Below are 24,113 nucleotides of genomic sequence, written 5' to 3' on the forward strand. Positions count from 1 at the left end.
AAATTTTAGTCCTCGTATAATGGGAAGGCATCTGTCAATTCTTTGACTGCACTTCTCACTTCTTCTAAGACAGCCTCATTTTCTGCATTCTTAAGGGTTTTAATGATGAGTTCAGCCACTTTGCGACTTTCTTCTTCACCAAATCCACGTGCAGTAATGGCTGCAGATCCAATACGAATACCACTTGTCTTGAATGGTGATAAGGTTTCGTAAGGGATTGAGTTTTTATTTAGGGTAATATTGACTTCATCCAGCAAGTTTTGAGCAACTTTTCCGTTTTCTACAACCTTAGTTACATCCACTAGGAAGAGGTGGTTTTCAGTCCCGCCAGAAATAATACGGAAATCAGGGTCTTGCAAGAAGACATCTGCCATAGCCTTGCTGTTCTTGATAACATTAGCAGCATATTCCTTGAAGGCTGGATCCAAAACTTCTTTGAAGGAAACTGCCTTAGCAGCAACAACATGTTCCAAAGGACCGCCCTGAATACCTGGGAAAATAGCTGAATTGATTTTCTTAGCAAGTTCTTCGTCATTGGTCAAAATCAAACCACCACGAGGGCCACGAAGGGTTTTGTGAGTCGTTGTTGTCGTGATATGAGCATATGGTACTGGACTTGGGTGAAGACCAGCAGCCACCAAACCAGCGATATGAGCCATATCTACCATGAGCTTAGCTCCAACAGCATCCGCAATTTCACGGAATTTTGAAAAGTCGATAATTTGAGAATAGGCTGAAGCACCTGCTACGATCAATTTTGGTTTTACTTCTTGGGCTTGTTTCAAGATAACATCAAAATCCAAGAGTTCCGTTTCAGGATCCACACTATAAGAAACAAAGTTGTAGGTTTGACCAGAGAAGCTTACAGGAGCTCCGTGGGTCAAGTGACCACCTGCTGCCAAATCCATTCCCATAACCGTATCACCTGGCTCAATCAAGGCCATGTAAGCCGCACAGTTAGCTTGGCTTCCAGAGTGAGGTTGGACATTGGCGAATTTAGCACCGAAAATTTCTTTTGCGCGTTCAATGGCTAGAGATTCTACCACGTCTACCACATCCGTTCCACCATAATAACGGCGTCCTGGATAACCTTCGGCGTATTTATTCGTCAAGATAGACCCTTGAGCTGCCATAACAGCCTTGGAGACAACGTTTTCCGAAGCAATCAACTCGATATTATTTTGTTGGCGTTCTTCTTCTTTGGCAATAGCATTCCAGAGATCAGCATCATATGCTTTAAAATCATCTTTGTCAAAAATCATAGGTCTTCTCCTTTATTGTGTGACTAGTCCATTAGTTTAATTTTCTTATTAGAAAATCAAACTAAAAGATGCGAATAAACCGTTTCTGCATTTTATCACAAGTATAACCAACTTTTTCATAAAATGCATGAGCACCCAGACGATGATCGGCAGAGTTTAAGCGGATAAACCCATAACCACGTCTTTTTGCTTCTTCTTCCAACCCTTGCAATAAGCTTTTGCCAATACCTTGACCTTGTACTTGAGGTGAAACTGCTAAGCCTAAGATATTAAATCCTGCTTTAGAATAAAGTGATTCATAGACCTCAGCGTGTACATATCCAAGCAAGGCATGACTAGCTTCATCCTCATAGCCAAGTAGGAAATGATGGGAATCCTGAGACAGTCTATCTAGTTGACTAGCTGTCTCCTCTTGACTAAAAGAATAGCTCAAAGCCTCTTGGTTGATGTCACATATAGCTTTCACATCTGTTTCTTGCAAATCTCTTAGCATCTCATTCCTCCTCAAAAGAAATCTCTGGCAACTGAGCAAGAATATCTTCTCGCTTAATGGTTCCTTGTCGTAAGATTTTCACCTTGTCTCCAGACAAATCCAAAATCGTTGAATCCTGTCCAGTTAGAAAAGCATCGTCTTCCATACCCAGAACCTCTTGGTCAAAATCCTCTAGAATTTGTTCAAAAGTTACACCACTTGCCTGACCTGAAATATTGGCAGACGGCCCAATCAAGGGACCTGTCTCTCGAATCAAATTAAGGGTAAAAGGGTGACTGGGCATCCGAAATCCAACAGTTGCAAGGCCAGAATTGACCCAATAGGGAACTCTGTCATTGGCTTCTAGGATAATGGTCAAGGGACCTGGTAAAAAAATCTCGACAAGTTTTTGTAGATAAGCTGGCTGATTCTTTGAAAAGTGCAAGATGTCCTCTAGAGAGGCGATATTTAGATTGAGCGCCTTATCTCTAGGACGATGTTTAAGTTGGTATACATGATCAACTGCTTTTTCGTCTAGAGCCTTGGCAAAAAGACCGTAAACAGTCTCTGTAGGCAGAACGACAGCTCCACCATTTTCCAACTCTTGTCTAATCCTGTCCATCATCAACTACAACCATCCTATCTTGACCAAATTGGTCCTTGAGTGTTCGAACTCGCTTTTCAGGAAGATGTTTCCTAAAAAGCTCAGGAACACTTTGACCTTGTTTGTATCCAATTTCAAGGTAAATCTTACCACCATCTTTGAGATAGTCTTTTGCATCTTCCGCAATTCTACGGTAAATAGCTAGGCCATCCTCGTCTGCAAAGAGAGCTAGGTGAGGTTCCGAATGCAAAACATTCAAACCGACCTCTGACTCATCTTCACGAGAGATATAGGGTGGATTGGAAACAATTATATCATATTTTTCAGAAATTTCTGTAAAACAGTCAGATTTTTTTAAAAATATTTGAAGATTTTGATTTTTAGCATTTTCACTAGCTAATTCTAAAGCCTCTTGAGAAATATCTGCTGCTGTCACTGACCAATCTGGTCTATTTTTAGAGAGTGCAAGAGCTATAGCTCCACTTCCTGTTCCAATATCAAGAACCGAAAGATTTTCTTCATGATTTTCATCCAGAATAATCTCCACCAACTCCTCTGTTTCAGGTCGGGGAATCAAAACACGCTCATCAACTATTAACTGCATACCAAAGAAATCTGCATGACCGATAATGTACTGGGCAGGTTTATGAGCTGCTAACTGCTGGTAAATTTCTTTTACAAATTGTTTTTCTTCCTCGGTTACCTCTTGCTGGAGGGCAAAAACGAAATCTGTAAAAGATAGATTTTTCAGGCTACGATAGACAAAAGAGAGGCTTTCAGCTTCCTCTCCTTGTCTTATCAACTCTTCTTCAAAATCTGAAAATAATTGAGCTAATTTCATTATTTGTTTAATTCTTCTAATTTCTGTGTTTGGTCATAGAGCACCAAGGCATCCACAACTTCATCCAATTTACCAGACAAAATCGTATCTAGTTTTTGGAGGGTTAAGCCAATACGGTGATCTGTGACACGGTTTTGTGGGAAGTTATAAGTACGGATCCGTTCTGAACGGTCCCCAGTACCAATCGTTGACTTACGCTCAGCGTCTTGTTCATCTTGTGCAATCTGAGCAAAGTGGTCAGCAACACGCGCACGGATAATCTTCATAGCCTTCTCACGGTTTTTCTGCTGGGTACGTTCTTCCTGCATCTCAACCTTGATATTGGTTGGCAAGTGAACGATACGAACGGCAGTCGCAACCTTATTGACGTTCTGTCCACCAGCACCAGATGCGTGATAGATATCAACACGAAGGTCTTTTGGATCAATATCGTACTCTACTTCTTCGACTTCAGGCATGACAAGAACTGTGGCAGTTGATGTATGGACACGACCTTGGCTTTCTGTCACAGGGACACGTTGCACACGGTGGGCACCTGATTCGTACTTGAGTTTAGAGTATACAGACTGACCAGAAACCATAGCAACCACTTCTTTGAAACCACCGACACCGTTCATAGAAGCTTCCATAACTTCAAAGCGCCAGCCTTGGGCTTCTGCATACTTTTGGTACATAGTTAGCAAATCCCCAGCAAAAAGTGCCGCTTCGTCACCACCAGCCGCACCACGGATTTCAAGGATGATGTTCTTGTCATCGTTTGGATCCTTTGGAAGGAGCAAAATTTTAAGTTTTTCTTCGTATTCTTCTTTTTCAGCCTTGGCATCTTTGAGCTCTTGCTTGGCCATTTCTTCCAAATCCGCATCTCCGCCTGATTCCTTAATCATCTCTTCAGCATCGACGATATTTTGAAGGACTTGTTTGTACTCACGGTAGGCTGTTACAGTATCACGAGTAGAAGCCTCTTCTTTTGAAAGCTCCATAAAACGCTTGGTATCCGATACCACATCTGGGTCACTCAGCAATTCTCCTAATTCTTCATAACGGTCTTCTACAGCTTGTAGTTGATCATAGATGTTCATTTTTTCTCCTTATTTCTCAATTGTTAAATCATAGATTGCTACTACTTCGTTCTCGGATATTTCCCCAGTTTCTTTAAATCCATAACTGAGGTAACATGATCTCGCATGTTCATTTTCTGGTTCATAAGACAACCAAAGTTTATTGGCTAAACCTGCAGGCTCTGTTCGAACATAGTCTAGTACTTTATCCATAATTGGTTTAAAATACCCTTGATTTTGAAAATTCTTATCAATCATAAAACGAAATAGTAAATAATTTCCACTACTAATTCCGTTCTTTTTATCATAAGCTATCATCACAAAACCTATAATTGCATCATTATCATAAACTGCCAATGGAGCTACAAAATCTCCATTTTTAGTGTAGACGTATGCTTCAGCTAAACTAATTGCGTTGGTTGCAATGAATTGTTTTTGATATTCCTTGACATCCAAATTCAAAACATCAAAATAATTTTCCATTGTAACACCTCTTAGTTCAATTGTCATAGTTTTGCTCCTTGTTAGAGGTTATCATTGGCGCAAAATAATGTTTACGACAAACCGAGATATAGGTTTCATTTCCACCGATTTGAATCTGCTCACCATCATAAACGGGCAGTCCATCCTGAGTTCGTAATACCATGGTCGCCTTTTTCTTGCAATACTGACAGATGGTCTTGATCTCATCGATTTTATCTGCTAAAAGCAGGAGATACTTGGAACCTTCGAACAACTCATTTCGAAAATCATTTTTCAAACCAAAAGCCATGACAGGTATGTCTAGCTCATCGACAACACGAGCGAGGTCGTAAACATGGTGACGCTTGAGAAACTGGGCTTCATCGACCAACACACAGTATGGTTTTTCAGGTAAGTCTCGGACATAGCCAAAGATATCCGTCGTTTCCTCAATCGCAAGAGCAGGGCGTTTCATACCGATTCGACTCGACACATAGCCAACACCGTCACGCGTATCCAGAGCCGAGGTCATAATCACAACACCTTTTCCTTGCTCCTCATAGTTATAGGCCACCTTGAGAATCTCAATAGTCTTACCAGAGTTCATGGTCCCATAACGATAATACAACTGTGCCATGTTTCTTGCTTCACGTCCATTTCTAAATTTTTGCTACATTCTAGTATATCATAATTTTCTTAAGCTTTAAACGGCAAAATGTGGTAAAATAGAAGAAATCAAAAACTAGTGGAGGAAGCTATTATGCCATTTGTACGCATCGATTTATTTGAAGGACGCACGCTCGAGCAAAAGAAAGCTCTTGCTAAGGAAGTAACAGAAGCTGTTGTTCGCAACACAGGAGCCCCTCAATCAGCCGTTCATGTCATCATCAACGACATGCCAGAAGGAACTTACTTCCCTCAAGGTGAAATGCGCACCAAATAAGCTAGCTTAAGCAGAATTGCTTAGGCTTTTTCAATATCCAAGTAGCAGCCATTGAAGAAATAGTCCAAATTTGTTACAATTTGAGAAGAGACTTGGAATATTCCAAGAAAAGAGCAATTTATTAAAGGAAACATTATGATTACACGTGAATTTGATACCATCGCTGCTATCTCTACTCCACTAGGTGAAGGGGCTATTGGTATTGTCCGCCTGAGCGGAACAGAAAGTTTTGCTATTGCGCAAAAGATTTTCAAAGGAAAAGACTTGAGCAAGGTTGCTAGCCACACTCTCAACTACGGTCACATTGTTGATCCTCAGACAGGAAAAGTCATGGACGAGGTTATGGTTGGGGCTATGAAGTCTCCAAAGACCTTCACTCGTGAGGATATTATCGAGATTAACACTCACGGTGGGATTGCGGTGACCAATGAGATTCTCCAGCTAGCTATCCGTGAAGGAGCTCGATTGGCTGAACCTGGTGAATTTACTAAACGTGCCTTCCTAAATGGACGTGTTGACTTGACTCAGGCTGAAGCCGTTATGGACATCATCCGCGCCAAGACAGACAAGGCCATGAACATTGCGGTCAAACAACTGGACGGCTCCCTTTCTGATCTTATCAATAATACCCGTCAAGAAATCCTCAATACACTTGCCCAAGTTGAAGTCAATATCGACTATCCTGAATACGATGATGTTGAGGAAGCTACTACTGCCGTTGTCCGTGAGAAGACTATGGAGTTTGAGCAATTGCTAACCAATCTTCTTAGAACAGCCCGTCGCGGTAAAATCCTTCGTGAAGGAATTTCAACGGCTATCATCGGACGTCCCAACGTTGGGAAATCCAGCCTTCTCAACAACCTCTTGCGTGAGGACAAGGCAATCGTAACCGATATTGCTGGTACGACACGTGATGTCATTGAAGAATACGTCAACATCAACGGTGTCCCTCTCAAACTGATTGACACAGCTGGCATTCGTGAAACAGATGACATCGTCGAACAAATTGGAGTTGAGCGTTCGAAAAAAGCCCTTAAGGAAGCCGACTTAGTTCTACTAGTGCTAAATGCCAGCGAACCACTGACTGCTCAAGACAGACAACTGCTTGAAATTAGTCAAGAGACTAACCGCATTATTCTACTTAATAAAACAGACCTGCCTGAGGCCATCGAAACCGAGGAACTTCCAGAAGATGTCATCCGTATTTCAGTCCTTAAAAATCAAAACATTGATAAGATTGAAGAGAGAATTAACAACCTCTTCTTTGAAAATGCTGGTTTGGTTGAACAAGATGCTACTTACTTGTCAAATGCCCGTCACATTTCTCTAATTGAAAAGGCAGTAGAAAGCCTACAAGCTGTTAATGAAGGTCTTGAACTAGGTATGCCAGTTGATTTGCTTCAAGTTGACTTGACTCGTACTTGGGAAATCCTCGGAGAAATCACTGGGGATGCTGCTCCAGATGAACTCATTACCCAACTCTTTAGCCAATTCTGTTTAGGAAAATAAGAAAAATCCATGATCCTTTTTGCGGTCATGGATTTTATTGTCTTATTAGTAATCTGGTCTTAAAACACCTGTTACAGTTGCCTTAGTCGCTTCGTAGTCGCCATCTACAACAACCTTGATAATGCGTTTGGCATCTTCTTCTGGTGCCGGAACTAGAGGTAGACGAGTTGGACCAGCTTCAAATCCCATATAGTTAAGAACCGCCTTAACAGGAGCAGGGCTCGGATAAGAGAAGAGGGCATTGACTTTAGGAATGAATTTACGCTGAATAGCCGCTGCTTTCTTCATATCGCTTTCTGCAATAGCAGTAAACATCTCGTGCATTTCATCCCCATTTGTATGAGATGCAACAGAGATAACCCCATCCGCACCAAGGTTCATGGCATGGAAAGCATCTCCATCCTCACCTGTATAAATCAAGAACTCCTCTGGCTTGTGTTCAATCAAATAAGCCATGTTAGCCAAGCTAGTACATTCTTTGACACCGATGATATTTGGATGGTCAGCCAAACGAAGCATGGTTTCTGGAGTTAATTCGACAACCACACGACCTGGAATGTTATAGATGATAATTGGTAAGTCAGAAGCATCCGCAATAGCTTTAAAGTGCTGGTACATTCCTTCTTGAGAAGGTTTGTTGTAATAAGGTACGATAGCAAGCCCAGCTGCAAAACCACCAAATTCTGCTACTTCTTTGACAAATTCGATTGAGTCACGCGTATCATTGGTACCTACACCCGCAATCAAAGGAACGCGTCCATTGACAATCTTTTGTACAGCCGCAAATAGCTCCAATTCCTCATCGTGGGTCAAGGTTGGACTCTCAGCAGTCGTTCCAGCTAGGAGAATGCCATCTGTGTGATGGGCCAATAAATGCTCAATCAAGGCTGGAATGGCATCAAAGTTGATAGAACCATCCTCGTGGAAAGGAGTAATGAAGGCTGTGATGATTTTACACTCTTTTAAATCTTGATAAGACATGAAAACACCTCTCTATTTCAAAGAAGGAGTTCATCTGAACTCCTAAACGATATAACTATTTTAATTCAAATTTCAATTCGGCAGTTGGACGAACCAATCCGCGTTCATGAAGAGTTTCTGCAATCTGAACTGAGTTCCAAGCAGCACCTTTAAGAAGGTTATCTGAAACAACCCACATGTGAATTCCCTTTTCTGCATCCAAGTCTTTACGGATACGACCAACAAAGGTATCACGTGAACCTACTGCATTGATGGCTTGCGGATAGATTTGATGAGCTACATCATCTTCAAGAACAGCACCTGGGAAGGCTGCGATAGCTGCTTTGACTTCTTCGATTGGAGCCACTTCTTTGGTTTCGATGTAAACAGACTCAGAGTGAGCTGACAAGACTGGAATACGCACACATGTTGCTGAAACGGCTATGCTATCATCTTCCATGATTTTCTTAGTTTCCTTAGTCATCTTCATCTCTTCGTAAGTGTAATCATTGTCAGTGAAGACATCGATTTGTGGAAGAGCGTTAAAGGCGATAGGATAGTGTTTCTTGTCACCGCCTGAAGGTAAGATTTCTGCATGTAAATCACGTGGATTCACACCATCATTCAAGACTTCACGGAGTTCACGTTGTGTTTCAAGAATCGCTCCCATACCAGCACCTGAAACGGCTTGGTAAGTTGAAACGATGATACGGTCCAAGCCCCATTTTTGATGAACTGGCTCAAGCGCCACCATCATTTGGATTGTTGAACAGTTAGGGCAAGCAATGATTCCGTTGTGGGCATCAAGTGCATGAGCATTGACCTCTGGAACAACCAATGGTACATCTGGATTTTGACGGAAATAAGATGTATTATCAACTACTACCGCTCCAGCTTTAACTGCGTATGGTGCATACTTAGCTGATGTAGAACCTCCTGCTGAAAAGAGAGCAATGTCAACTCCTTCAAAAGCTGTTTCAGTCGTTTCTTCAATCGTAATATCTTGATCTTTAAATTTCAAAGTCTTGCCTGCTGAACGTGCAGAAGCAAGTAAACGGATTTTATCGATTGGAAGTGTTGATTCTTCCAACATTTTTATCATCTGAGCACCGACAGCACCTGTCGCGCCGACTACAGCAACTGTATATCCCATAAATAACCTCTTTCGGAATTTTCTAAAAATTTCTATAATAGATGTATTATACTACTTTTTCCATGAATTGCAAAGCTTTTTCATCATTTTTTGGAAAATAAAAATCCCCAGTCGCTAGACTAGGGACTAAGAGGCATCTTCATGTGATGAGCAGGTTCACACAACTCATCAAGGTCCGCTCCTGCGTTATGACCTCCTTATGCTCAATAGTAGTCCAAAGACTACCTATCGACTCATCGCATCTTCTATTCTACTAAAGAGAATGACTTTTGTCAACAGACAAAACTCTTTAATTTTATTTACACAGGTGCATAAGAAACATCTTTGAAAAATTTGGGGCAAACATAACAAAAACCCTTGTAAATCAAGGGCTTTTCTGTTTATTTCATGCTAATTGCCGGGATTGAACCGGCGACCTCATCCTTACCATGGATGCGCTCTGCCAACTGAGCTAAATCAGCTTACCTAAAAAGTATACTACAGTTAGAAAAACTTGTCAAGTTTCCTTAGACATTTTCCATAAGAAAAAGCCAGGTAAGAACTACCTAGCTTATCTTCTTCTATTTGCTTAAATCGATTCGACGACCAATTTTACCAATGATAATCGCTCCAATAATTAATGAGGCAAATTCACCGATTCCTGTTGTGAACCAAGTAAGGAAGAATGGTAATTGCGCTACGATATTCAACTCTGCAGCGATAGTAAACATGGAAATTGAAAAGAGGATTGAAAAGAAGAAATGATCTTTTCGAATCAATCCGTTAAAGAGGTAATCCTTTCTGTATTTTGCAAAAAGCCAAACACCTAGACTGAGAAATACCAAGGTTGATCCACCACCAACAAAGACATCAAGCAGTCCAAAGCTAAAGAAATTAGCAATCATACAACCGATGGTAACTCCGATGATGTACTTAGGATTGTAAAAAGCCATAAAGTTCATCATTTCTGAAATACGGAACTGATAAGCACCATAGCTAATGGCATTTAGGGGCGGTGTGACAGTCAAAACGACGTAGATAGCAGCGACGATTGCAATATCTGCTACATCACGAATAGTTAATTTTTTCATCTTTTCTCCTTTGGCGGGTACCCACGTGTAATATGCTTGGTGAAAGAAGCTAAGCACCAAGGGTTGATTCAATCAACCTTACTAGTATAGCACAATAACTTACTTTATGCTATACTTAATACATGGAAAAATGTATTCAAAAAATTTTTAACAATGAGATTTTTGCCTATCTCTTCTTTGGCTTTGCGACAACTCTAGTTTCTATTCTCTCACGACTAGTCATTTATCAGCTAACTCATAAAGAACTCCTCGCCACTGGACTAGCAAATAGTATCGGTATCCTCTTTGCCTTTATCACAAATGATACGATTGTGTTTAAACAAGCAAGGAAGAATCGACTTATCCGTTTAGTAAAATTTTCTCTTGCCCGCCTTTCTACTTTTCTGTTAGATTTGCTCCTTACTTTTCTGTTTGTGACTCAGTTTCCTCACATCATAGGACAATTCGTAAATGAAAGTCTTGACAAAATCAATGCAATCGAAACAGTTCTTGCACAAATATCAATAATTATTCTTAATTATATTCTAAGTAAGCTATATGTTTTTAAAAAATAAAAAATTTTGAGCATATATCTTGCAAGCTCTTCTTAATTAATATATAATTAAGAGTAAAAATTTTTTGAAAGGGAAAATGAAAATGTTAAAAGATCTTAAAGCATTTTTGCTTCGTGGTAATGTTGTTGACCTTGCTGTCGGTGTGATCATTGCCTCTGCTTTTGGTGCTATCGTAACTTCATTCGTTAACGATATCATCACTCCACTTCTATTGAACCCTGCTTTGAAAGCTGCAAAAGTACAAAACATCGCTGAGCTTGCATGGAATGGTGTTACATATGGTAAATTCTTAAGTGCTATTATCAACTTCCTTGTTGTAGGTACTGTTCTCTTCTTCGTTATTAAAGCTATGGAAAAAGCTCAAAGCCTTACTAAAAAAGAAGAAGTTGTTGAAGAGGAAGCACCAGGTGCACCAACTGAATTGGAAGTACTTCAAGAAATCAAAGCTCTTCTCGAGAAAAAATAATCGATTAAAAGGATCTAGCGCAAAGCTAAATCCTTTTTCTTTACTCTTTTGGTAACTTACCTGCTTTCTCAAGCATTTTCTTGATAAGATAAGGCATCTTAACATTTTCCCGACCTTTTTTCTCAATCAGTTTTTTCACAAATTCTGGCATTTGTAAATCTTGAGATTCGGCCAAGATATTTTTAGTCTCATCTGAAGGAACTAATTCATCAAAGGTTTCTTCTTCTGGGAGAAATTCCTTAAATTCTTGATGTTCATTAGCTCTGACTGTATTAACCAAGGCATCAATCAAACGAGAATCTGTATTTGGCATTGGTGGACGATGGTAGTTCACCCCAAATTCTTGACACAAGTCAAAACATTCCACATCGTTGTCAAACAAGACTTCAATATGTTCACTGATGAAACTGATAGGAACAAAAATATAATGGTCTGGATGTTCTGTCTGTTCTCTAAGATACTCCAAGACATCTGGCTTAATCCATGGAATACCTATATCACTCTCACTTTGCCAGGTGTTGGTGTATTGCTCGGAACTCAAACCTAGTTTTTCAGCAACTAACTTGCTATTTTCAAAAATTTGGTCGATATAAGGGTCACCAAAATCCAAGGCAAAAATGGGTACACTATGGGCTGAAAAGATAACTTTAAAGCTATCTTGCTTCACTTCTTCTTTTAAAATCTTAGCAATTTCATCTGCCCAATAGTTTAAGAGCGCTTCTTCTTGATACCAATCCTTAATAACTAAAAATTGAATTTGCTTGCTTTCTAAAAATTTCTCGTATCCCATGACAGAGTAGAAAGAATAATGGGGCTCCAAAATCAAGCAAATACACTGCTCAACTCCGTCTGCTTCCATCTGACTAATCACATCTGGAATAAAGGGTCTTGAAAACTTATTGGCAAAATAGACACTATACTCATTCCCCAGTCTAGCTTCTACCAAGGCAACTTCTTCTCGAGTAATTTTTTGCAGAGGCGTGCCCCCAATTCGTACATAATTATCGTAGAGAGTTTGAATCTCGTGGTCTTGAGGTCTCACCCCACGACGAATATTTGTGAAAAAATCAGCCACACCTTCAAAGGTAATCTCTTCTGGCGAACCGAAAGTCATCATTAAAATTGCTTTTTTCATAACTGCTTCCTTGTGATATTCTTATCAAGTATATTTTATCATTAATTTATTGATAAGTAAACGCTAACACAAAGAATTTCCCTAACTTCTGTCTTTTGTTTTTCTCTTCTTTCTATGATACAATGGAAAAAATGAATTCAAAAGGAGTTTTTTATGACTTACCCCAATCTCTTGGACCGCTTCTTAACCTACGTTAAGGTCAACACGCGCTCTGATGAACACTCTAGTACTACTCCAAGTACGCAGAGTCAGGTTGACTTCGCAACCAATGTTCTAATTCCTGAAATGAAACGTGTTGGACTGCAAAACGTCTACTATCTACCAAATGGTTTTGCAATTGGTACCTTGCCAGCCAACGATCCGTCTTTAACACGTAAGATTGGTTTTATATCTCACATGGATACTGCAGACTTTAATGCCGAAGGGGTCAAGCCTCAGGTAATTGAAAACTACGATGGAGGTGTGATTGAACTAGGGAATTCTGGTTTCAAACTCAATCCAGCTGACTTTAAGAGTCTTGAAAAATATCCAGGACAAACACTAATCACAACAGATGGAACAACCTTACTAGGAGCTGATGACAAGTCAGGTATTGCTGAAATTATGACAGCTATTGAATATCTGACTACTCATCCTGAAATCAAACACTGCGAGATTCGTGTTGGTTTTGGTCCAGATGAGGAAATCGGTGTTGGTGCTAATAAATTTGATGCAGAAGATTTTGATGTGGATTTTGCCTACACTGTTGATGGTGGTCCACTAGGTGAACTTCAGTACGAGACCTTCTCAGCAGCGGGTGCTGAATTGCATTTCCAAGGACGCAATGTCCACCCTGGTACTGCAAAGGGACAGATGGTTAACGCCCTTCAGCTAGCAATTGATTTTCATAATCAACTTCCAGAAAATGACCGACCTGAGTTAACTGAAGGTTACCAAGGTTTCTACCATCTAATGGATGTGACAGGTAGTGTCGAGGAGGCACGTGCAAGCTATATCATTCGTGATTTTGAAAAAGATGCCTTTGAAGCGCGTAAAGCAGCTATGCAGTCTATCGCTGATAAGATGAATCAAGAACTTGGTAGCGACCGTATCACCCTAAACTTGACAGACCAGTACTACAATATGAAAGAAGTCATTGAAAAAGATATGACTCCAATTACCATTGCCAAAGCCGTGATGGAAGATTTAGGTATCACTCCTATTATCGAACCAATCCGTGGTGGAACAGATGGCTCTAAGATTTCCTTTATGGGAATCCCAACTCCCAATATCTTTGCGGGTGGCGAGAATATGCACGGACGTTTTGAATACGTCAGCCTTCAGACTATGGAATGTGCAGTTGATACCATCATTGGTATCGTAGCTTATAAAGACTAAAAAGACGAGGTAGCTCAGCTACTTCGCCTTTCTTTTTATACCACTGGTGTTTCTTGATTTCCAGTACTTGTTGTAGATTCTGTTTTTTCCTTTTCTGAAGTTGATTCAGCAGGTTTAGAATCTCCTGTGTTGCTTGGTTTGTTTTCGTCGCTTGCAGTTTCATTGTTTGATTCCGCAGCTACTGATGTTTCCGTTTCGGTACTGGTCTTCTCAGCATTTGTTGCTGGAGTTACGCTTGATTTTGACTTGATTTCTTTATTCAATACTAGAATAGCTTTTGTCAATTCAAGTAAAGCAGCCTTATCTTTACTCTTAGCAGAAAGTTGGTCTAGTAGAGCATCTACCTTATCAAAGTCCGCATCAGAACCCTTATTGTTTTCTAAATAAGCATGAAGCGACATAAGAATATCGTAGAGTTTTTGATAGAGTACAAGCGTCTGAGGGTCTTGTTCAGCATTTTCCTTCTCTTGTTGAAGGGCGCTGGCAATACGAGTCAAGACGTCTTTCACCTGACTATTTACTTCATCAAAGTCTGCATCAGCCTTGTTTGTAGCAGCTTTGAGATTTTCTACTTCTTCTGCCAAGGATTGTCTGATTCCTTCTTCTTGAATTTGTTCCAAGAGTTGAGTTGCCTTGCTCAAAAGACTTTCAACTTGTTCCTTGCTAACATGATTGACATGTTCTTCTGGCATAAAGTCTCCGTACAATTCTTTCAAGAAGCCATAAATAGCTGTCTTGGCAGTTTGGTTATCTACTTTTTCAGTATCTAGAACTGTCTGAGTCGATTTAGCAGTAGTTGGTTGAGCTTTCAAAGCTTCTTCCACTTCTTGTTTTGCTTGATAGATGCTTGGGAATAATTTGTTCAATTCTGCTGCCTTAAGGAAGGATTGAGATTGATACAATGTCCAAGTAAGCTGAGCGACCTTGTTTCGAAGTGCATCACTCAAACGCCCGTCATTGACGTGTTCGTAGAAATACTTGATGTATTCCACTGTTGTAACACCTGTTCGATCATTAAAATCTTGCAAGGCTTGAAGTTGTGATTCAACCGCTGCTAAAGCAGCCTCATCTTTTGCCAACTTAGCTTCTTGGAGTCGAACGAGAAGGTCTTTCTTAGGAAGTCCATAAGAATCTGTATCTAGTGTATTGATTTTATCAATCAAGGCTTGATATTTCTTATCTAGAGCGCTTGTTTTAACAGGCTTAACACTTTCATCAATATGGATATATTGCTTATCAAAGAGATCCAGTGTTGCAAGATAACCTGCTGTAGAGTTAGTTGCCAGTTTCTTCATGTTTTCAGTAAACTGACCTAAAGCTAACTCAATCTGTCTTTGTTCGATAGGCTTGTCTTTGTAGATACTTCTGCTATCAGCTAGAAGCTGATCTACTTTTGCCAAGACTGCCTTCTCGTCAAAAGCTCCAGGTTGATAGCTAGATTGCAGGGCTGGAATCTTGTTTTTTAAAGCCACTTCATAGCCCTTCGTTTGAACCTTGATGTAGTGATTGTGGTCGCCATGAGGAATCACAAAACTACCATTTTCTACCTGCAAGCTATATGGAGACACACCATCTCGCAAAGCAGTGGTATAGAGTTCATTTAGGAAATCAAGTTCTGGATTGCCAGTTTGAAGAGGAATCCGAACGTGTTCCTTACGAACAGCATAGGGATGGATATGAGTTGGATCGTAGGCTTGGTCTGGATTTCCAAAGACAAAGAATCCGTTTGAAATTCTAATAGCTTCAAGTGGAACTCCATAAGTTTTAGAAATATAAGCAATCTTTTCTTCATCGCTAGCATCTCTTGAGAAAGACTCTACCGTTTTAGCAAGAGGTTTTACAGGCTCTGCATCATGATGTGCTTTCAAATGATCCTGAGCTGCCTTAATTTGCTCTGCTGTCAAATCTTTCTTGAAGAAGTAATGATTGTGGTCACCATGACTCATGACAAAGCCTTGCTCATCTTCACTGAGGACACGATTGGCATCAAATCCATGATCATGGTCTTCATCATGATGGTGTCCATGATGATCTTCATCGTGATCGTCATCATGAGCTGGATTTGGTGTTGCTGTATTTGCACCTTTCAAGTGGTCTTGCGCTGCCTTAATTTGTTCAGCTGTCAAATCCTTCTTAAAGAAGTAATGGTTATGATCACCGTGTGAGATGACAAAACCTTGATCATCCTCACTAATGACACGATCGGCATCAAAACCGTGATCATGGTCTTCATCATGATGGTGGTCATGTCCATGCTCTTCATGCTTAGGATTCTGACTTCCATGCTCACCGTCTTGCTCATGATGATGGTTTTGCTGAGTAGGTTTTTCTGCTGGTTTGCTTGGATTCTCCAATGGTGTTGGTTTCACACTGTCACTATCTAGAGGAATCATTCTGGCAATCTTTTCTTCTAATGCAGAAAGCTTTGTATAGGGGATGAAATGATAGTGATTTCCATGAGGAATCGCTACACCACTTGGTGTTCTGCTTGAAATCTTAGCAGGGTCAAAAGTCAAACCATCTGATTCAGCATATCGTTGAGTACTTGGAAGAGCATAGAGCTGCTGTAATAGACTTTGAAGACTCTCGGCTTTATTACTTGGTATTTCAGTCTGTTGAATAGGCTTGGTAGTTTGACCAGTCCCATTTGTACTTGGACGATAGTCAGTCACACTCGGTTGTTTTCTAGTTCCAGAGAGATAGGCTTGAGCTGCAGCCAATTCACTAGCAGACAAATCACTTTTTGGAATGTAGTGATAGTGTCCTCCGTGAGGAACGATATAAGCATCACCCGTATCTTCGATAATATCAGCTGGATTAAAGACATAACCATCATCTGTCGTATAGCGTCCCTGAGACCTTGCTACAGCAACATCTGAGCTGACCTTCTCATTATCTTTGACGTGTTCTTGTTTTTGGCGATTGATTTCATCTTTTGTTCGAACATTATCAGCATGAGCTACATCTTTCAGGTAGACATAATATTTTCCATCGACCTTGATGATATAGCCACCCTTGACCTCATTGACAATATCTCCATCCTTAAGTTGATAGTTTGGATCCTTCATCAGAAGCTCTTCACTAAAGAGGGCATCATAAGGAACTTTTCCGTTATAGTAATGATAGTGGTCACCGTGTGATGTCACATAGCCCTGATCTGTAATTTTGATGACAATTTGCTCAGCCTGAATTCCTTCTTTCTGGCTAACCTGATCTGGTGTCAAGTTTTCAGTTTTCTGACTTGACTGACTACCATCCACATAAGAGACCCGATTATTGTCCTTATTTTCCTGCGAGCGATGCTGATTTAATGCATAAGCACATAGACTCAAAGATACGATAACAGCTGATCCAGCTGCTATATATTTTTTACTTAATTTCATAAATCCCTCATTTCAATAAATGATGAAGCTTTTTCTTAACTTCTTTTTCTCGGTTAACCAGTTTTTTCATAAACTGGTTATTTAACCAATTAATTAACCAGTAAATAGTTTACCTTTTTAAGTTTATCTGTCAAGATTTTTATTACATTTTAAAAAATAAAAGCCAGTATTGCTACTGACTCTTACATCATTTTCATTTAACGAGATAAAATTTATGCTTCTGGTTTCGTCGTAACTGACTCACTACCTTTTAACAAAGCAAGCAATTTTTCTGCTTCTGCCATGATACCATTATTATCCATGGTTTGAAGACTCAAATTATTTCGTAAACCAGCTAGGCTCTCTGTCACATTGTTTTTCAAACTAGCATCGGTTACTGTATCAAGTAGAGCTTCTACTTCTTTGAGTTTGGCTTCTACTTTTTCAGTCTCTACTTGAGGAACTTTAGCCTCATCTGTAGTATCTTCAGCTTCTTCCTCTGTCTCTTCCGTATCAGTGCTCGGTTTATAAAGATTATCTGCTGAAGGATTTAAACCTGCGTGATTCTCTTTTTCATCAGATTCAGGGCGAGTTGGCTCACTTACTTCATCATGTTTCTTATCTTCATCAGGTTTACTGTCTTCTGGCTTATTTTTACGAACATGGTCGCTGGCATTTCCCCAACCATTATCTGAGTGAGGACGTTCGTCTGGATGTTCTACATAATATTTTACAGTTGCAAAGAGATCCTCAAGGCTATAACCCTTAGGTGCCTCGTAGAGTCCTTCGTCAAACCAACCAAATTTAATGTTATGGTAATGATCATAATGGGGAATAATCAAGCTTCCGTTTTTGACTTCAACAGTATGTTGGAGATTGTAAGGCATGTGATCAAGTGGAACCTTCTTAGCTGCCTTCACTTTATTATAGATTGCTTCTACTCCTTTAACTTCAGTATTTCCTGACCCCTGATTATCTGTTGAAGGAGGCGTCAAACCTTTCTCTTTAGCATAAGCCTGAGCTGCTGCTCTTTCAGCTTCAGACAAGCTTTCTTTCTTAATCCAATGACTATGAGTCATATGTGGAGCTACATAGGCATCGCCTTCATCGCTAGTTATATCACTAGGATTAAAGATATAGCCATCTTCTGTTGTATACTTACCTGCTAATTTCGCTAATTTAATTTCATCGTCCGTATAAGCAATCTGAGAATTTGGTTTGCCAAGTCGCTCTGGGTGGGTAATTGGTGCTAGGAATGCTAATAAATCATCTACTAATTTTCCTTTATTAGAAGATTCATCATTCAAGCGTTCTGCTAATTTGTCTAAGGCTTGGAAATCAGAAGTACGACCCTTATTTTCAGACAAGGCTTTATGAGCCTCGGCCAATAAATTATATGCTTTATCATAAAATTCTTGGTCACGAGGTGGTACATTTTCTTTCTTCGCAACTAGATTATGTGTTTCTTGAGTTTTCTTAGACAAGAAATTTTCAATAGCATCAATCTTATCCTTGGCCAAATCTTTAGCAAGAACATAACGACTGACTCCCTTATCCTCGAAAACATAACCGTCGCCAACTTTTCTAACAACCTGGTTGACATCAAATTCAGTCGGTTTATTTTCCACTGGTGCTAGCGGTTTGGTAGTAGGGGCTGGCTTCAAAGGAGTGACACATGGCAAGACACTACCATTTTGTCCCTTAACAGCTATCATACGAGCCAATTTTTCTTCCAGCGGTGACATTTGTGAATAAGGAATAAAGTGATAATGGTCTCCGTGAGGAACTGCCACACCATTGGCAGTACGTTTTGTAATCTGTGCTGGGTCAAATACTAATCCATCAGATTCTACATGTCGTTGGCTAAGTGGCAAAGCGTACAATTCTTGAAGGAGACTAGCTAAATCCTCACTTTGACTCTCAGAATTTGTTGCAGAATCTTGAGGAGCCTCAGATTGACTCGTTCTCACACTAGATCTTGTTTCTCCCCTGCTTGAACGGTATTCAACAGTACTTAATTGACCACCTTTTCCAGATAAGAAGGCTTGGGCGGCAGCCAATTCCCCTGCAGACAAATCACTCTTAGGTATATAGTGGAAATGATTTCCATGCGGTACGATATAGGCATCACCCGTGTCCTCGATGATATCAGATGCATTAAAGATATAACCATCATCCGTTGTATAACGACCTTGAGCTCTGGCAGCAACTACCGCCTGATCGTTAGAACCGCCTCCATGATTATGACTGTGTTCCTGCTTCTGACGCTTAATCTCTTCTTTTGTACGAATATTATCCGCGTGGGCAGCATCCTTGAGGTAAACATAGTATTTCCCGTCTACCTTAATCACATAACCACCCCTGATTTCATTGACAATGTCTGAATCCTTCAACTGATAATTCGGATCTTTCATGAGGAGCTCTTCACTGATGATTGCATCATAAGGAACCTTGCCATTATAGTAATGATAATGGTCTCCATGAGACGTCACATAACCTTGATCCGTAATCTTGATGACGATTTGTTCGGCGTTGATTCCCTCTCTCTTACTAACTTCATCTGGTGTCAAGTTCTCTGCCTTTTGGCTTGGTTGGTTGCCATCGATGTATGAAACACGGTTATTTTCTTTTACAATTTGAGCTTGATGCAAACCTAGTTCATAAGCACAGACACTTAAAACAAGTGCAACTGCTGACCCAGCTAGATATTTTTTATTGATTTTCATTCTTTTCTCTTTTCTTAAATCTATATGATTCACCACAAGATGGTGAACTAGTTAATTAACTAGTTAATAGTTTACTCTTTTTAGTATTGCTTGTCAAGAATTTTACATATCCACATAATAAAAATAAAAGCCTCTTTATCGAGACTTTCATTTTTCATTAGTTTATTTTTTCCTTACTTACAGATGAAGGATTACTACCTTTTAACAACGCAAGTAATTTTTCTGCTTCTGTCATGATACCATTATTATCCATGGTTTGGAAACTTAAGTTATTTCGTAAACCAGCTAGGGTTTCAGTTGCATTGGCTTTCAAACTCGCATCAGTCACTTTAGTAAGTAAAGCTTCTGCTTCTTTGAGCTTGGCTTCTACTTTTTCAGTCTCTACTTGAGGAACTTCTGGCTCAGCAGGTGTTTCCTCTACTGGCTCTTCTTCCGTTTTGAAGTTCTTATTTGGATCTTCACTGTGGTCTTTCTTACCTAAGACATGCTCGCTGGCATTACCCCATCCATCATTAGAATGTGGACGTTCATCAGGATGTTCAACATAGTACTTAATCGTCGCAAATAAGTCTTCCAAGGTATAACCGTTTGGAGCTTTGTATGAGTGGTCGTCAAACCAAGCAAATTTAATGTTATGGTAATGATCCTTATGAGGAATAATTAAATTCCCGTTTTTAACTTCAACTGTATGCTCTACCATGTATGGAAGTCGAACGAGTGGAATTCGTTTCTCACCTTTCACACGATTGTAAATGGCCGCCGCACTATCTCCAGTTGGATTTGCTTGAGCATCTGCGTCTGGAGATGGAGGTAGGATACCTTTTTCTTTAGTATAGGCTTGAGCAGCTGCTTTTTCCTTATCAGAAAGACTGTCTTTTCCAATCCAGTGACTATGACCCATATGAGGCGTTACATAGGCATCTCCTTCATCACTGATAATATCATGTTCGTCAAAAATGTAACCATCTGACGTTGTATACTTATCAGCTAATTGTGCAATACGGACTTCGTTTTCGGTATATTCAATTTGAGAATTTGGTTTACCAAGACGTTCTGGATGGGTAATTGGTGCTAGGAATGCCAATAAATCATCTACTAATTTTCCTTTATTAGTCGATTCATCATTCAAGCGTTCTGCTAATTTATCCAAAGCTTGGAAATCAGAAATACGACCCTTATTTTCAGACAAGGCTTTATGAGCCTCGGCCAATAAATTATATGCTTTATCATAAAATTCTTGGTCACGAGGTGGTACATTTTCTTTCTTCGCAACTAGAGCGTGTGTCTCTTGAGTTTTCTTAGACAAAAGATTTTCAATAGCATCAATCTTATCCTTGGCCAAATCTTTAGCAAGAACATAACGACTGACTCCCTTATCCTCGAAAACATAACCGTCGCCAACTTTTCTAACAACCTGGTTGACATCAAATTCAGTCGGTCTATTTTCCGCTGGCGCTTGAGGTTTGGTAGTAGGGGCTGGCTTCAAAGGAGTGACACTTGGCAAGACACTACCATTTTGTCCCTTAACAGCTATCATACGAGCCAATTTTTCTTCCAGCGGTGACATTTGTGAATAAGGAATAAAGTGATAATGATCTCCATGAGGAACTGCTACACCGTTAGCTGTACGTTTGATGATTTGTGCCGGATCAAAGACGAGTCCATCAGATTCTACATGTCGTTCTGATAAAGGTTTGGCATACAATTCACTTAAAAGTGTTGAAATGTCTTCCCCTTGATTTTGATGATAAGTTGGAGTAACAGTCAGATTTGGAGTCTCTGTCAAACTTGGTTGAGCTGGTTTAGCATTATCACTACTTGGTTTACTTGAACTTGTAGAGGAATGTGCGCCTTGTTTGCCATTCCAATAAGCTTGGGCGGCAGCCAGTTCTCCTGCAGATAAATCACTCTTAGGTATGTAGTGGAAATGATTGCCATGCGGTACAACAAAAGCGTCTCCTGTATCTTCAATCACATCTGTCGGACTAAAGACATACCCATCATCAGTTGTATAGGCTCCTCCAGTCCCTCGATTTGTTGCCGGCTTATTGAGATTAAAGTTTGGTTTAATGGTTGAGCTTGGTGTTGAACTTGGTTTCTCAGGACTACTTGGTTTCGTACTGTCAGAATGACTTTGAACTGGCTGACCTCCAATTGGAAGATTTCGAGCCAATTTTTCTTCCAAAGCAGACATTTGCGAATAAGGAATGAAATGGAAATGATCTCCGTGAGGAACTGCCACACCATTGGCAGTACGTTTTGTAATCTGTGCTGGGTCAAATACTAATCCATCAGACTCCACATGACGTTGGCTAAGTGGCAAAGCGTACAATTCTTGAAGGAGACTAGCTAAATCCTCATTTGGGCTTTCAGAATCTGTTGCAGGATTTTGAGGTGTCTCAGATTGACTCGTTCTCACACTAGCTCTTGTTTCAGCTCTGCTTGAACGATATTCAACCGTACTCAACTGGCCACCTTTTCCAGATAAGAAGGCTTGGGCAGCAGCTAATTCACTGGCAGACAAGTCACTCTTAGGAATATAGTGGAAGTGATTACCATGAGGAACGATATAGGCATCACCCGTGTCCTCAATGATATCAGATGCATTAAAGATATACCCATCATCCGTTGTATAACGTCCTTGAGCTCTGGCAGCAACTACCGCTTTATCGTTAGATCCACCTCCGTGATTACTACCGTGTTCCTGCTTCTGACGAGTGATTTCTTCTTTTGAGCGAACGTTATCAGCATGTGCTGCATCCTTTAGATAGACATAATACTTACCATCTATCTTAATCACATAGCCACCCTTGATTTCATTAATAATATCTGAATCCTTCAACTGATAATTTGGATCTTTCATCAGAAGTTCTTCACTGATGATAGCATCATAAGGAACCTTGCCATTATAGTAATGATAATGATCTCCATGAGAGGTCACATAACCCTGGTCAGTAATCTTGATAACGATTTGCTCGGCATTTATACCTTCTTTTTTACTGACTTCATCAGGTGTCAAATTCTCTGCCTTTTGGCTTGGTTGGTTACCATCGATGTATGAAACACGGTTATTTTCTTTTACAGTTTGAGCTTGATGCAAACCTAGTTCATAAGCACAGACACTTAAAACAAGTACAGCTGCAGATCCTGCTAGATATTTTTTATTGATTTTCATTCTTTCCTCATTTCAATTCTTCTGCTAGAACACTCATATTTTCTTCCAGATTTTCTAAATAAGTCTTGTCATTTTGTGGGTCTGCCTCTAAAGGATTCAGAGTTTTAAGACCCACACCTGTTGATTTGACAAGAGTTTCAGCTACTTTCGAAGAAGCATTACTTTCTGTAAAAATCGTTTTAACCTTATAGGTTTTAACAAATTCCTGAATTTCTGTTAGTTGTCTCGGACTTGGTTCTTGTTCTGGAGAGATACCAGCGATTCCAAGTTGATTGAGTCCAAATCGCTTAGCTAGATAAGAAAAGGCTGTATGTTGTGTTACAAATGTTTTCTGAGTCGCTTTTTCAAATTTAGGCTGAAATTTCTTAGTCAATTCTTGAGCTTTTTTGATAAAGGCTTGCGCATTTTTCTGGTAAGTTTCTTTATGCTCACTATCCACCTCTGAAAGTTTATCAGCGATAATCTGAGCTTCTTCGCCAGCTTTTTCAGGATCTAGCCAAGTATGAGGGTCATAGAGCGTTTTTTCATCAACTCCATCACCTGCTTCCACATCTTCTAGCCCTGGGACGCGATCTAAGGTCATTCCTTCTGAAGCCTCTAAAACCTTAACTTTGGATTTTTTAAGATTGGGATCCAGACTTCCTGCCCAAGATTCGAGCGTATGAGAATGGTAAACAAAGACATCTGCATCATAGATGGCCGCGATATCATTTGCTGAAGGTTCAAATGAGTGAATTCCGCTACTTGACTGAATCATTCGAACATCATTCAAGTCACCAGATACTTCCTTGACCATGGCATAGATAGGATAAAAACTGGTTACAATCTTCATCCCTTTACCTGTCTGACTTTCCTTTTGACCACAAGCCCCTAAACACAAAAGAAAGACACTTAACAGTACCAAAAATAAACTTTGTTTTTTCATGGATAACTCCTTAACTATTTAATTAACTGGTAAACATTCTACTCCTAAAAATTTAATCT

20 protein-coding genes, 1 tRNA gene and 1 riboswitch are annotated in these 24,113 nt (G+C 39.9%); of the genes, 5 read left to right on the forward strand and 16 right to left on the reverse strand.

From position 1 onward, the window contains the following. Positions 1-5: 5 nt before the first annotated feature. The 7 genes from glyA to HMPREF0851_RS07065 all read right to left on the reverse strand — a co-directional run bounded on the left by glyA (position 6) and on the right by HMPREF0851_RS07065 (position 5,336). Positions 6-1,262: a serine hydroxymethyltransferase gene (glyA, locus tag HMPREF0851_RS07035; protein WP_000575483.1), complete on the reverse strand. Its 1,257-nt coding sequence runs from the start codon at positions 1,260-1,262 to the stop codon at positions 6-8. 61 nt (positions 1,263-1,323) lie between these two features. Then, entirely contained in the window at positions 1,324-1,755 is a 432-nt protein-coding gene (locus tag HMPREF0851_RS07040) for a GNAT family N-acetyltransferase (RefSeq protein WP_000942939.1), read from the reverse strand. Between the two features lies 1 nt (position 1,756). Continuing rightward, positions 1,757-2,359 carry an L-threonylcarbamoyladenylate synthase gene (locus HMPREF0851_RS07045; RefSeq protein WP_000969294.1) on the reverse strand — a complete coding sequence of 201 codons (603 nt, stop codon included), beginning with the start codon at positions 2,357-2,359 and terminating at the stop codon, positions 1,757-1,759. Then, complete coding sequence (gene prmC / locus HMPREF0851_RS07050; RefSeq protein ID WP_000761875.1) at positions 2,343-3,179, reverse strand: peptide chain release factor N(5)-glutamine methyltransferase; 837 nt, start codon at positions 3,177-3,179, stop codon at positions 2,343-2,345. Before prmC ends, HMPREF0851_RS07045 begins: the two co-directional genes overlap by 17 nt. Next, the gene (gene prfA, locus HMPREF0851_RS07055) at positions 3,179-4,258 is read right to left on the reverse strand and encodes a peptide chain release factor 1 (RefSeq protein ID WP_001028815.1); all 1,080 of its coding nucleotides are present in this window, start codon (positions 4,256-4,258) and stop codon (positions 3,179-3,181) included. Before prfA ends, prmC begins: the two co-directional genes overlap by 1 nt. Positions 4,259-4,267: 9 nt before the next feature. Next, the gene (locus HMPREF0851_RS07060) at positions 4,268-4,747 is read right to left on the reverse strand and encodes a GNAT family N-acetyltransferase (RefSeq protein ID WP_000151347.1); all 480 of its coding nucleotides are present in this window, start codon (positions 4,745-4,747) and stop codon (positions 4,268-4,270) included. Further along, the gene (locus HMPREF0851_RS07065) at positions 4,737-5,336 is read right to left on the reverse strand and encodes a thymidine kinase (protein WP_000068151.1); all 600 of its coding nucleotides are present in this window, start codon (positions 5,334-5,336) and stop codon (positions 4,737-4,739) included. Before HMPREF0851_RS07065 ends, HMPREF0851_RS07060 begins: the two co-directional genes overlap by 11 nt. 123 nt (positions 5,337-5,459) lie before the next feature. Here HMPREF0851_RS07065 and HMPREF0851_RS07070 point away from each other — a divergent pair, with 123 nt between their 5' ends. Together HMPREF0851_RS07070 and mnmE are read left to right on the forward strand one after the other, a co-directional pair. After that, positions 5,460-5,642, forward strand: coding sequence for a 4-oxalocrotonate tautomerase (locus HMPREF0851_RS07070; protein WP_001117401.1), 183 nt, complete (start codon positions 5,460-5,462; stop codon positions 5,640-5,642). Positions 5,643-5,777: 135 nt separating this feature from the next. Next, entirely contained in the window at positions 5,778-7,151 is a 1,374-nt protein-coding gene (gene mnmE, locus HMPREF0851_RS07075; protein ID WP_000632765.1) for a tRNA uridine-5-carboxymethylaminomethyl(34) synthesis GTPase MnmE, read from the forward strand. A 45-nt stretch (positions 7,152-7,196) separates the two neighbouring features. Here the strand turns inward: mnmE and dapA are convergent, their stop codons facing one another. From dapA to HMPREF0851_RS07095, 4 genes are all read right to left on the reverse strand, one after another. Then, on the reverse strand, positions 7,197-8,132 hold the full coding sequence (dapA, locus tag HMPREF0851_RS07080) for a 4-hydroxy-tetrahydrodipicolinate synthase (protein ID WP_000121606.1): 936 nt from the start codon (positions 8,130-8,132) through the stop codon (positions 7,197-7,199). Between the two features lie 55 nt (positions 8,133-8,187). After that, positions 8,188-9,264 carry an aspartate-semialdehyde dehydrogenase gene (locus HMPREF0851_RS07085; protein WP_000542460.1) on the reverse strand — a complete coding sequence of 359 codons (1,077 nt, stop codon included), beginning with the start codon at positions 9,262-9,264 and terminating at the stop codon, positions 8,188-8,190. Positions 9,265-9,652: 388 nt separating this feature from the next. Then, positions 9,653-9,725, reverse strand: a tRNA-Thr gene (locus HMPREF0851_RS07090). 99 nt (positions 9,726-9,824) lie between these two features. Next, positions 9,825-10,334 carry a QueT transporter family protein gene (locus HMPREF0851_RS07095; RefSeq protein ID WP_000737067.1) on the reverse strand — a complete coding sequence of 170 codons (510 nt, stop codon included), beginning with the start codon at positions 10,332-10,334 and terminating at the stop codon, positions 9,825-9,827. Continuing rightward, positions 10,332-10,428: riboswitch (PreQ1 riboswitch) on the reverse strand. Its footprint overlaps the gene before it by 3 nt. A 28-nt stretch (positions 10,429-10,456) precedes the next feature. On the opposite strand from HMPREF0851_RS07095, the gene HMPREF0851_RS07100 reads away from it, so the two are divergent. Together HMPREF0851_RS07100 and mscL are read left to right on the forward strand one after the other, a co-directional pair. Continuing rightward, complete coding sequence (locus tag HMPREF0851_RS07100) at positions 10,457-10,888, forward strand: GtrA family protein (protein WP_000409693.1); 432 nt, start codon at positions 10,457-10,459, stop codon at positions 10,886-10,888. An 82-nt stretch (positions 10,889-10,970) separates the two neighbouring features. Beyond that, a complete protein-coding gene (gene mscL, locus HMPREF0851_RS07105) occupies positions 10,971-11,354 on the forward strand; it encodes a large conductance mechanosensitive channel protein MscL (RefSeq protein WP_000910202.1) in 384 nt (127 codons plus the stop codon). 40 nt (positions 11,355-11,394) lie between these two features. On the opposite strand, the gene hemH is transcribed toward mscL, so the two are convergent. Beyond that, a complete protein-coding gene (gene hemH / locus HMPREF0851_RS07110) occupies positions 11,395-12,489 on the reverse strand; it encodes a ferrochelatase (RefSeq protein ID WP_000709239.1) in 1,095 nt (364 codons plus the stop codon). A 153-nt stretch (positions 12,490-12,642) separates the two neighbouring features. Here hemH and pepT point away from each other — a divergent pair, with 153 nt between their 5' ends. After that, on the forward strand, positions 12,643-13,866 hold the full coding sequence (gene pepT, locus HMPREF0851_RS07115; protein ID WP_000222018.1) for a peptidase T: 1,224 nt from the start codon (positions 12,643-12,645) through the stop codon (positions 13,864-13,866). A 35-nt stretch (positions 13,867-13,901) separates the two neighbouring features. Here the strand turns inward: pepT and HMPREF0851_RS15610 are convergent, their stop codons facing one another. From HMPREF0851_RS15610 to adcAII, 4 genes are all read right to left on the reverse strand, one after another. Continuing rightward, entirely contained in the window at positions 13,902-17,249 is a 3,348-nt protein-coding gene (locus HMPREF0851_RS15610) for a pneumococcal-type histidine triad protein (protein ID WP_000777406.1), read from the reverse strand. 212 nt (positions 17,250-17,461) lie between these two features. Continuing rightward, positions 17,462-19,954 (reverse strand): pneumococcal-type histidine triad protein, encoded by a 2,493-nt coding sequence (locus HMPREF0851_RS07125; protein WP_000700254.1) that lies wholly within the window; start codon positions 19,952-19,954, stop codon positions 17,462-17,464. Between the two features lie 157 nt (positions 19,955-20,111). Next, a complete protein-coding gene (locus HMPREF0851_RS07130) occupies positions 20,112-23,129 on the reverse strand; it encodes a pneumococcal-type histidine triad protein (RefSeq protein WP_000700253.1) in 3,018 nt (1,005 codons plus the stop codon). Between the two features lie 7 nt (positions 23,130-23,136). Next, a complete protein-coding gene (adcAII, locus tag HMPREF0851_RS07135; protein ID WP_000744916.1) occupies positions 23,137-24,054 on the reverse strand; it encodes a zinc-binding lipoprotein AdcAII in 918 nt (305 codons plus the stop codon). Positions 24,055-24,113: the final 59 nt, after the last annotated feature.

The sequence above is a fragment of the Streptococcus sp. M334 genome (assembly GCF_000187745.1).
In the GTDB taxonomy this organism is placed as follows: Bacteria; Bacillota; Bacilli; order Lactobacillales; family Streptococcaceae; genus Streptococcus.

Excerpts from the sequence above, each read along its gene's own strand:
- prmC (WP_000761875.1), bottom strand. The coding sequence starts at position 3,179 with ATGAAATTAGCTCAATTATTTTCAGATTTTGAAGAAGAGTTGATAAGA.
- HMPREF0851_RS07085 (WP_000542460.1), bottom strand. The coding sequence starts at position 9,264 with ATGGGATATACAGTTGCTGTAGTCGGCGCGACAGGTGCTGTCGGTGCT.
- HMPREF0851_RS07060 (WP_000151347.1), bottom strand. The coding sequence starts at position 4,747 with ATGACAATTGAACTAAGAGGTGTTACAATGGAAAATTATTTTGATGTT.
- HMPREF0851_RS07125 (WP_000700254.1), bottom strand. The coding sequence starts at position 19,954 with ATGAAAATCAATAAAAAATATCTAGCTGGGTCAGCAGTTGCACTTGTT.
- HMPREF0851_RS07065 (WP_000068151.1), bottom strand. The coding sequence starts at position 5,336 with ATGGCACAGTTGTATTATCGTTATGGGACCATGAACTCTGGTAAGACT.
- HMPREF0851_RS07130 (WP_000700253.1), bottom strand. The coding sequence starts at position 23,129 with ATGAAAATCAATAAAAAATATCTAGCAGGATCTGCAGCTGTACTTGTT.
- dapA (WP_000121606.1), bottom strand. The coding sequence starts at position 8,132 with ATGTCTTATCAAGATTTAAAAGAGTGTAAAATCATCACAGCCTTCATT.
- prfA (WP_001028815.1), bottom strand. The coding sequence starts at position 4,258 with ATGAACATCTATGATCAACTACAAGCTGTAGAAGACCGTTATGAAGAA.
- HMPREF0851_RS07040 (WP_000942939.1), bottom strand. The coding sequence starts at position 1,755 with ATGCTAAGAGATTTGCAAGAAACAGATGTGAAAGCTATATGTGACATC.
- glyA (WP_000575483.1), bottom strand. The coding sequence starts at position 1,262 with ATGATTTTTGACAAAGATGATTTTAAAGCATATGATGCTGATCTCTGG.
- adcAII (WP_000744916.1), bottom strand. The coding sequence starts at position 24,054 with ATGAAAAAACAAAGTTTATTTTTGGTACTGTTAAGTGTCTTTCTTTTG.
- hemH (WP_000709239.1), bottom strand. The coding sequence starts at position 12,489 with ATGAAAAAAGCAATTTTAATGATGACTTTCGGTTCGCCAGAAGAGATT.
- HMPREF0851_RS07100 (WP_000409693.1), top strand. The coding sequence starts at position 10,457 with ATGGAAAAATGTATTCAAAAAATTTTTAACAATGAGATTTTTGCCTAT.
- HMPREF0851_RS07045 (WP_000969294.1), bottom strand. The coding sequence starts at position 2,359 with ATGATGGACAGGATTAGACAAGAGTTGGAAAATGGTGGAGCTGTCGTT.
- HMPREF0851_RS15610 (WP_000777406.1), bottom strand. The coding sequence starts at position 17,249 with ATGAAATTAAGTAAAAAATATATAGCAGCTGGATCAGCTGTTATCGTA.
- HMPREF0851_RS07070 (WP_001117401.1), top strand. The coding sequence starts at position 5,460 with ATGCCATTTGTACGCATCGATTTATTTGAAGGACGCACGCTCGAGCAA.
- pepT (WP_000222018.1), top strand. The coding sequence starts at position 12,643 with ATGACTTACCCCAATCTCTTGGACCGCTTCTTAACCTACGTTAAGGTC.
- mnmE (WP_000632765.1), top strand. The coding sequence starts at position 5,778 with ATGATTACACGTGAATTTGATACCATCGCTGCTATCTCTACTCCACTA.
- mscL (WP_000910202.1), top strand. The coding sequence starts at position 10,971 with ATGTTAAAAGATCTTAAAGCATTTTTGCTTCGTGGTAATGTTGTTGAC.
- HMPREF0851_RS07095 (WP_000737067.1), bottom strand. The coding sequence starts at position 10,334 with ATGAAAAAATTAACTATTCGTGATGTAGCAGATATTGCAATCGTCGCT.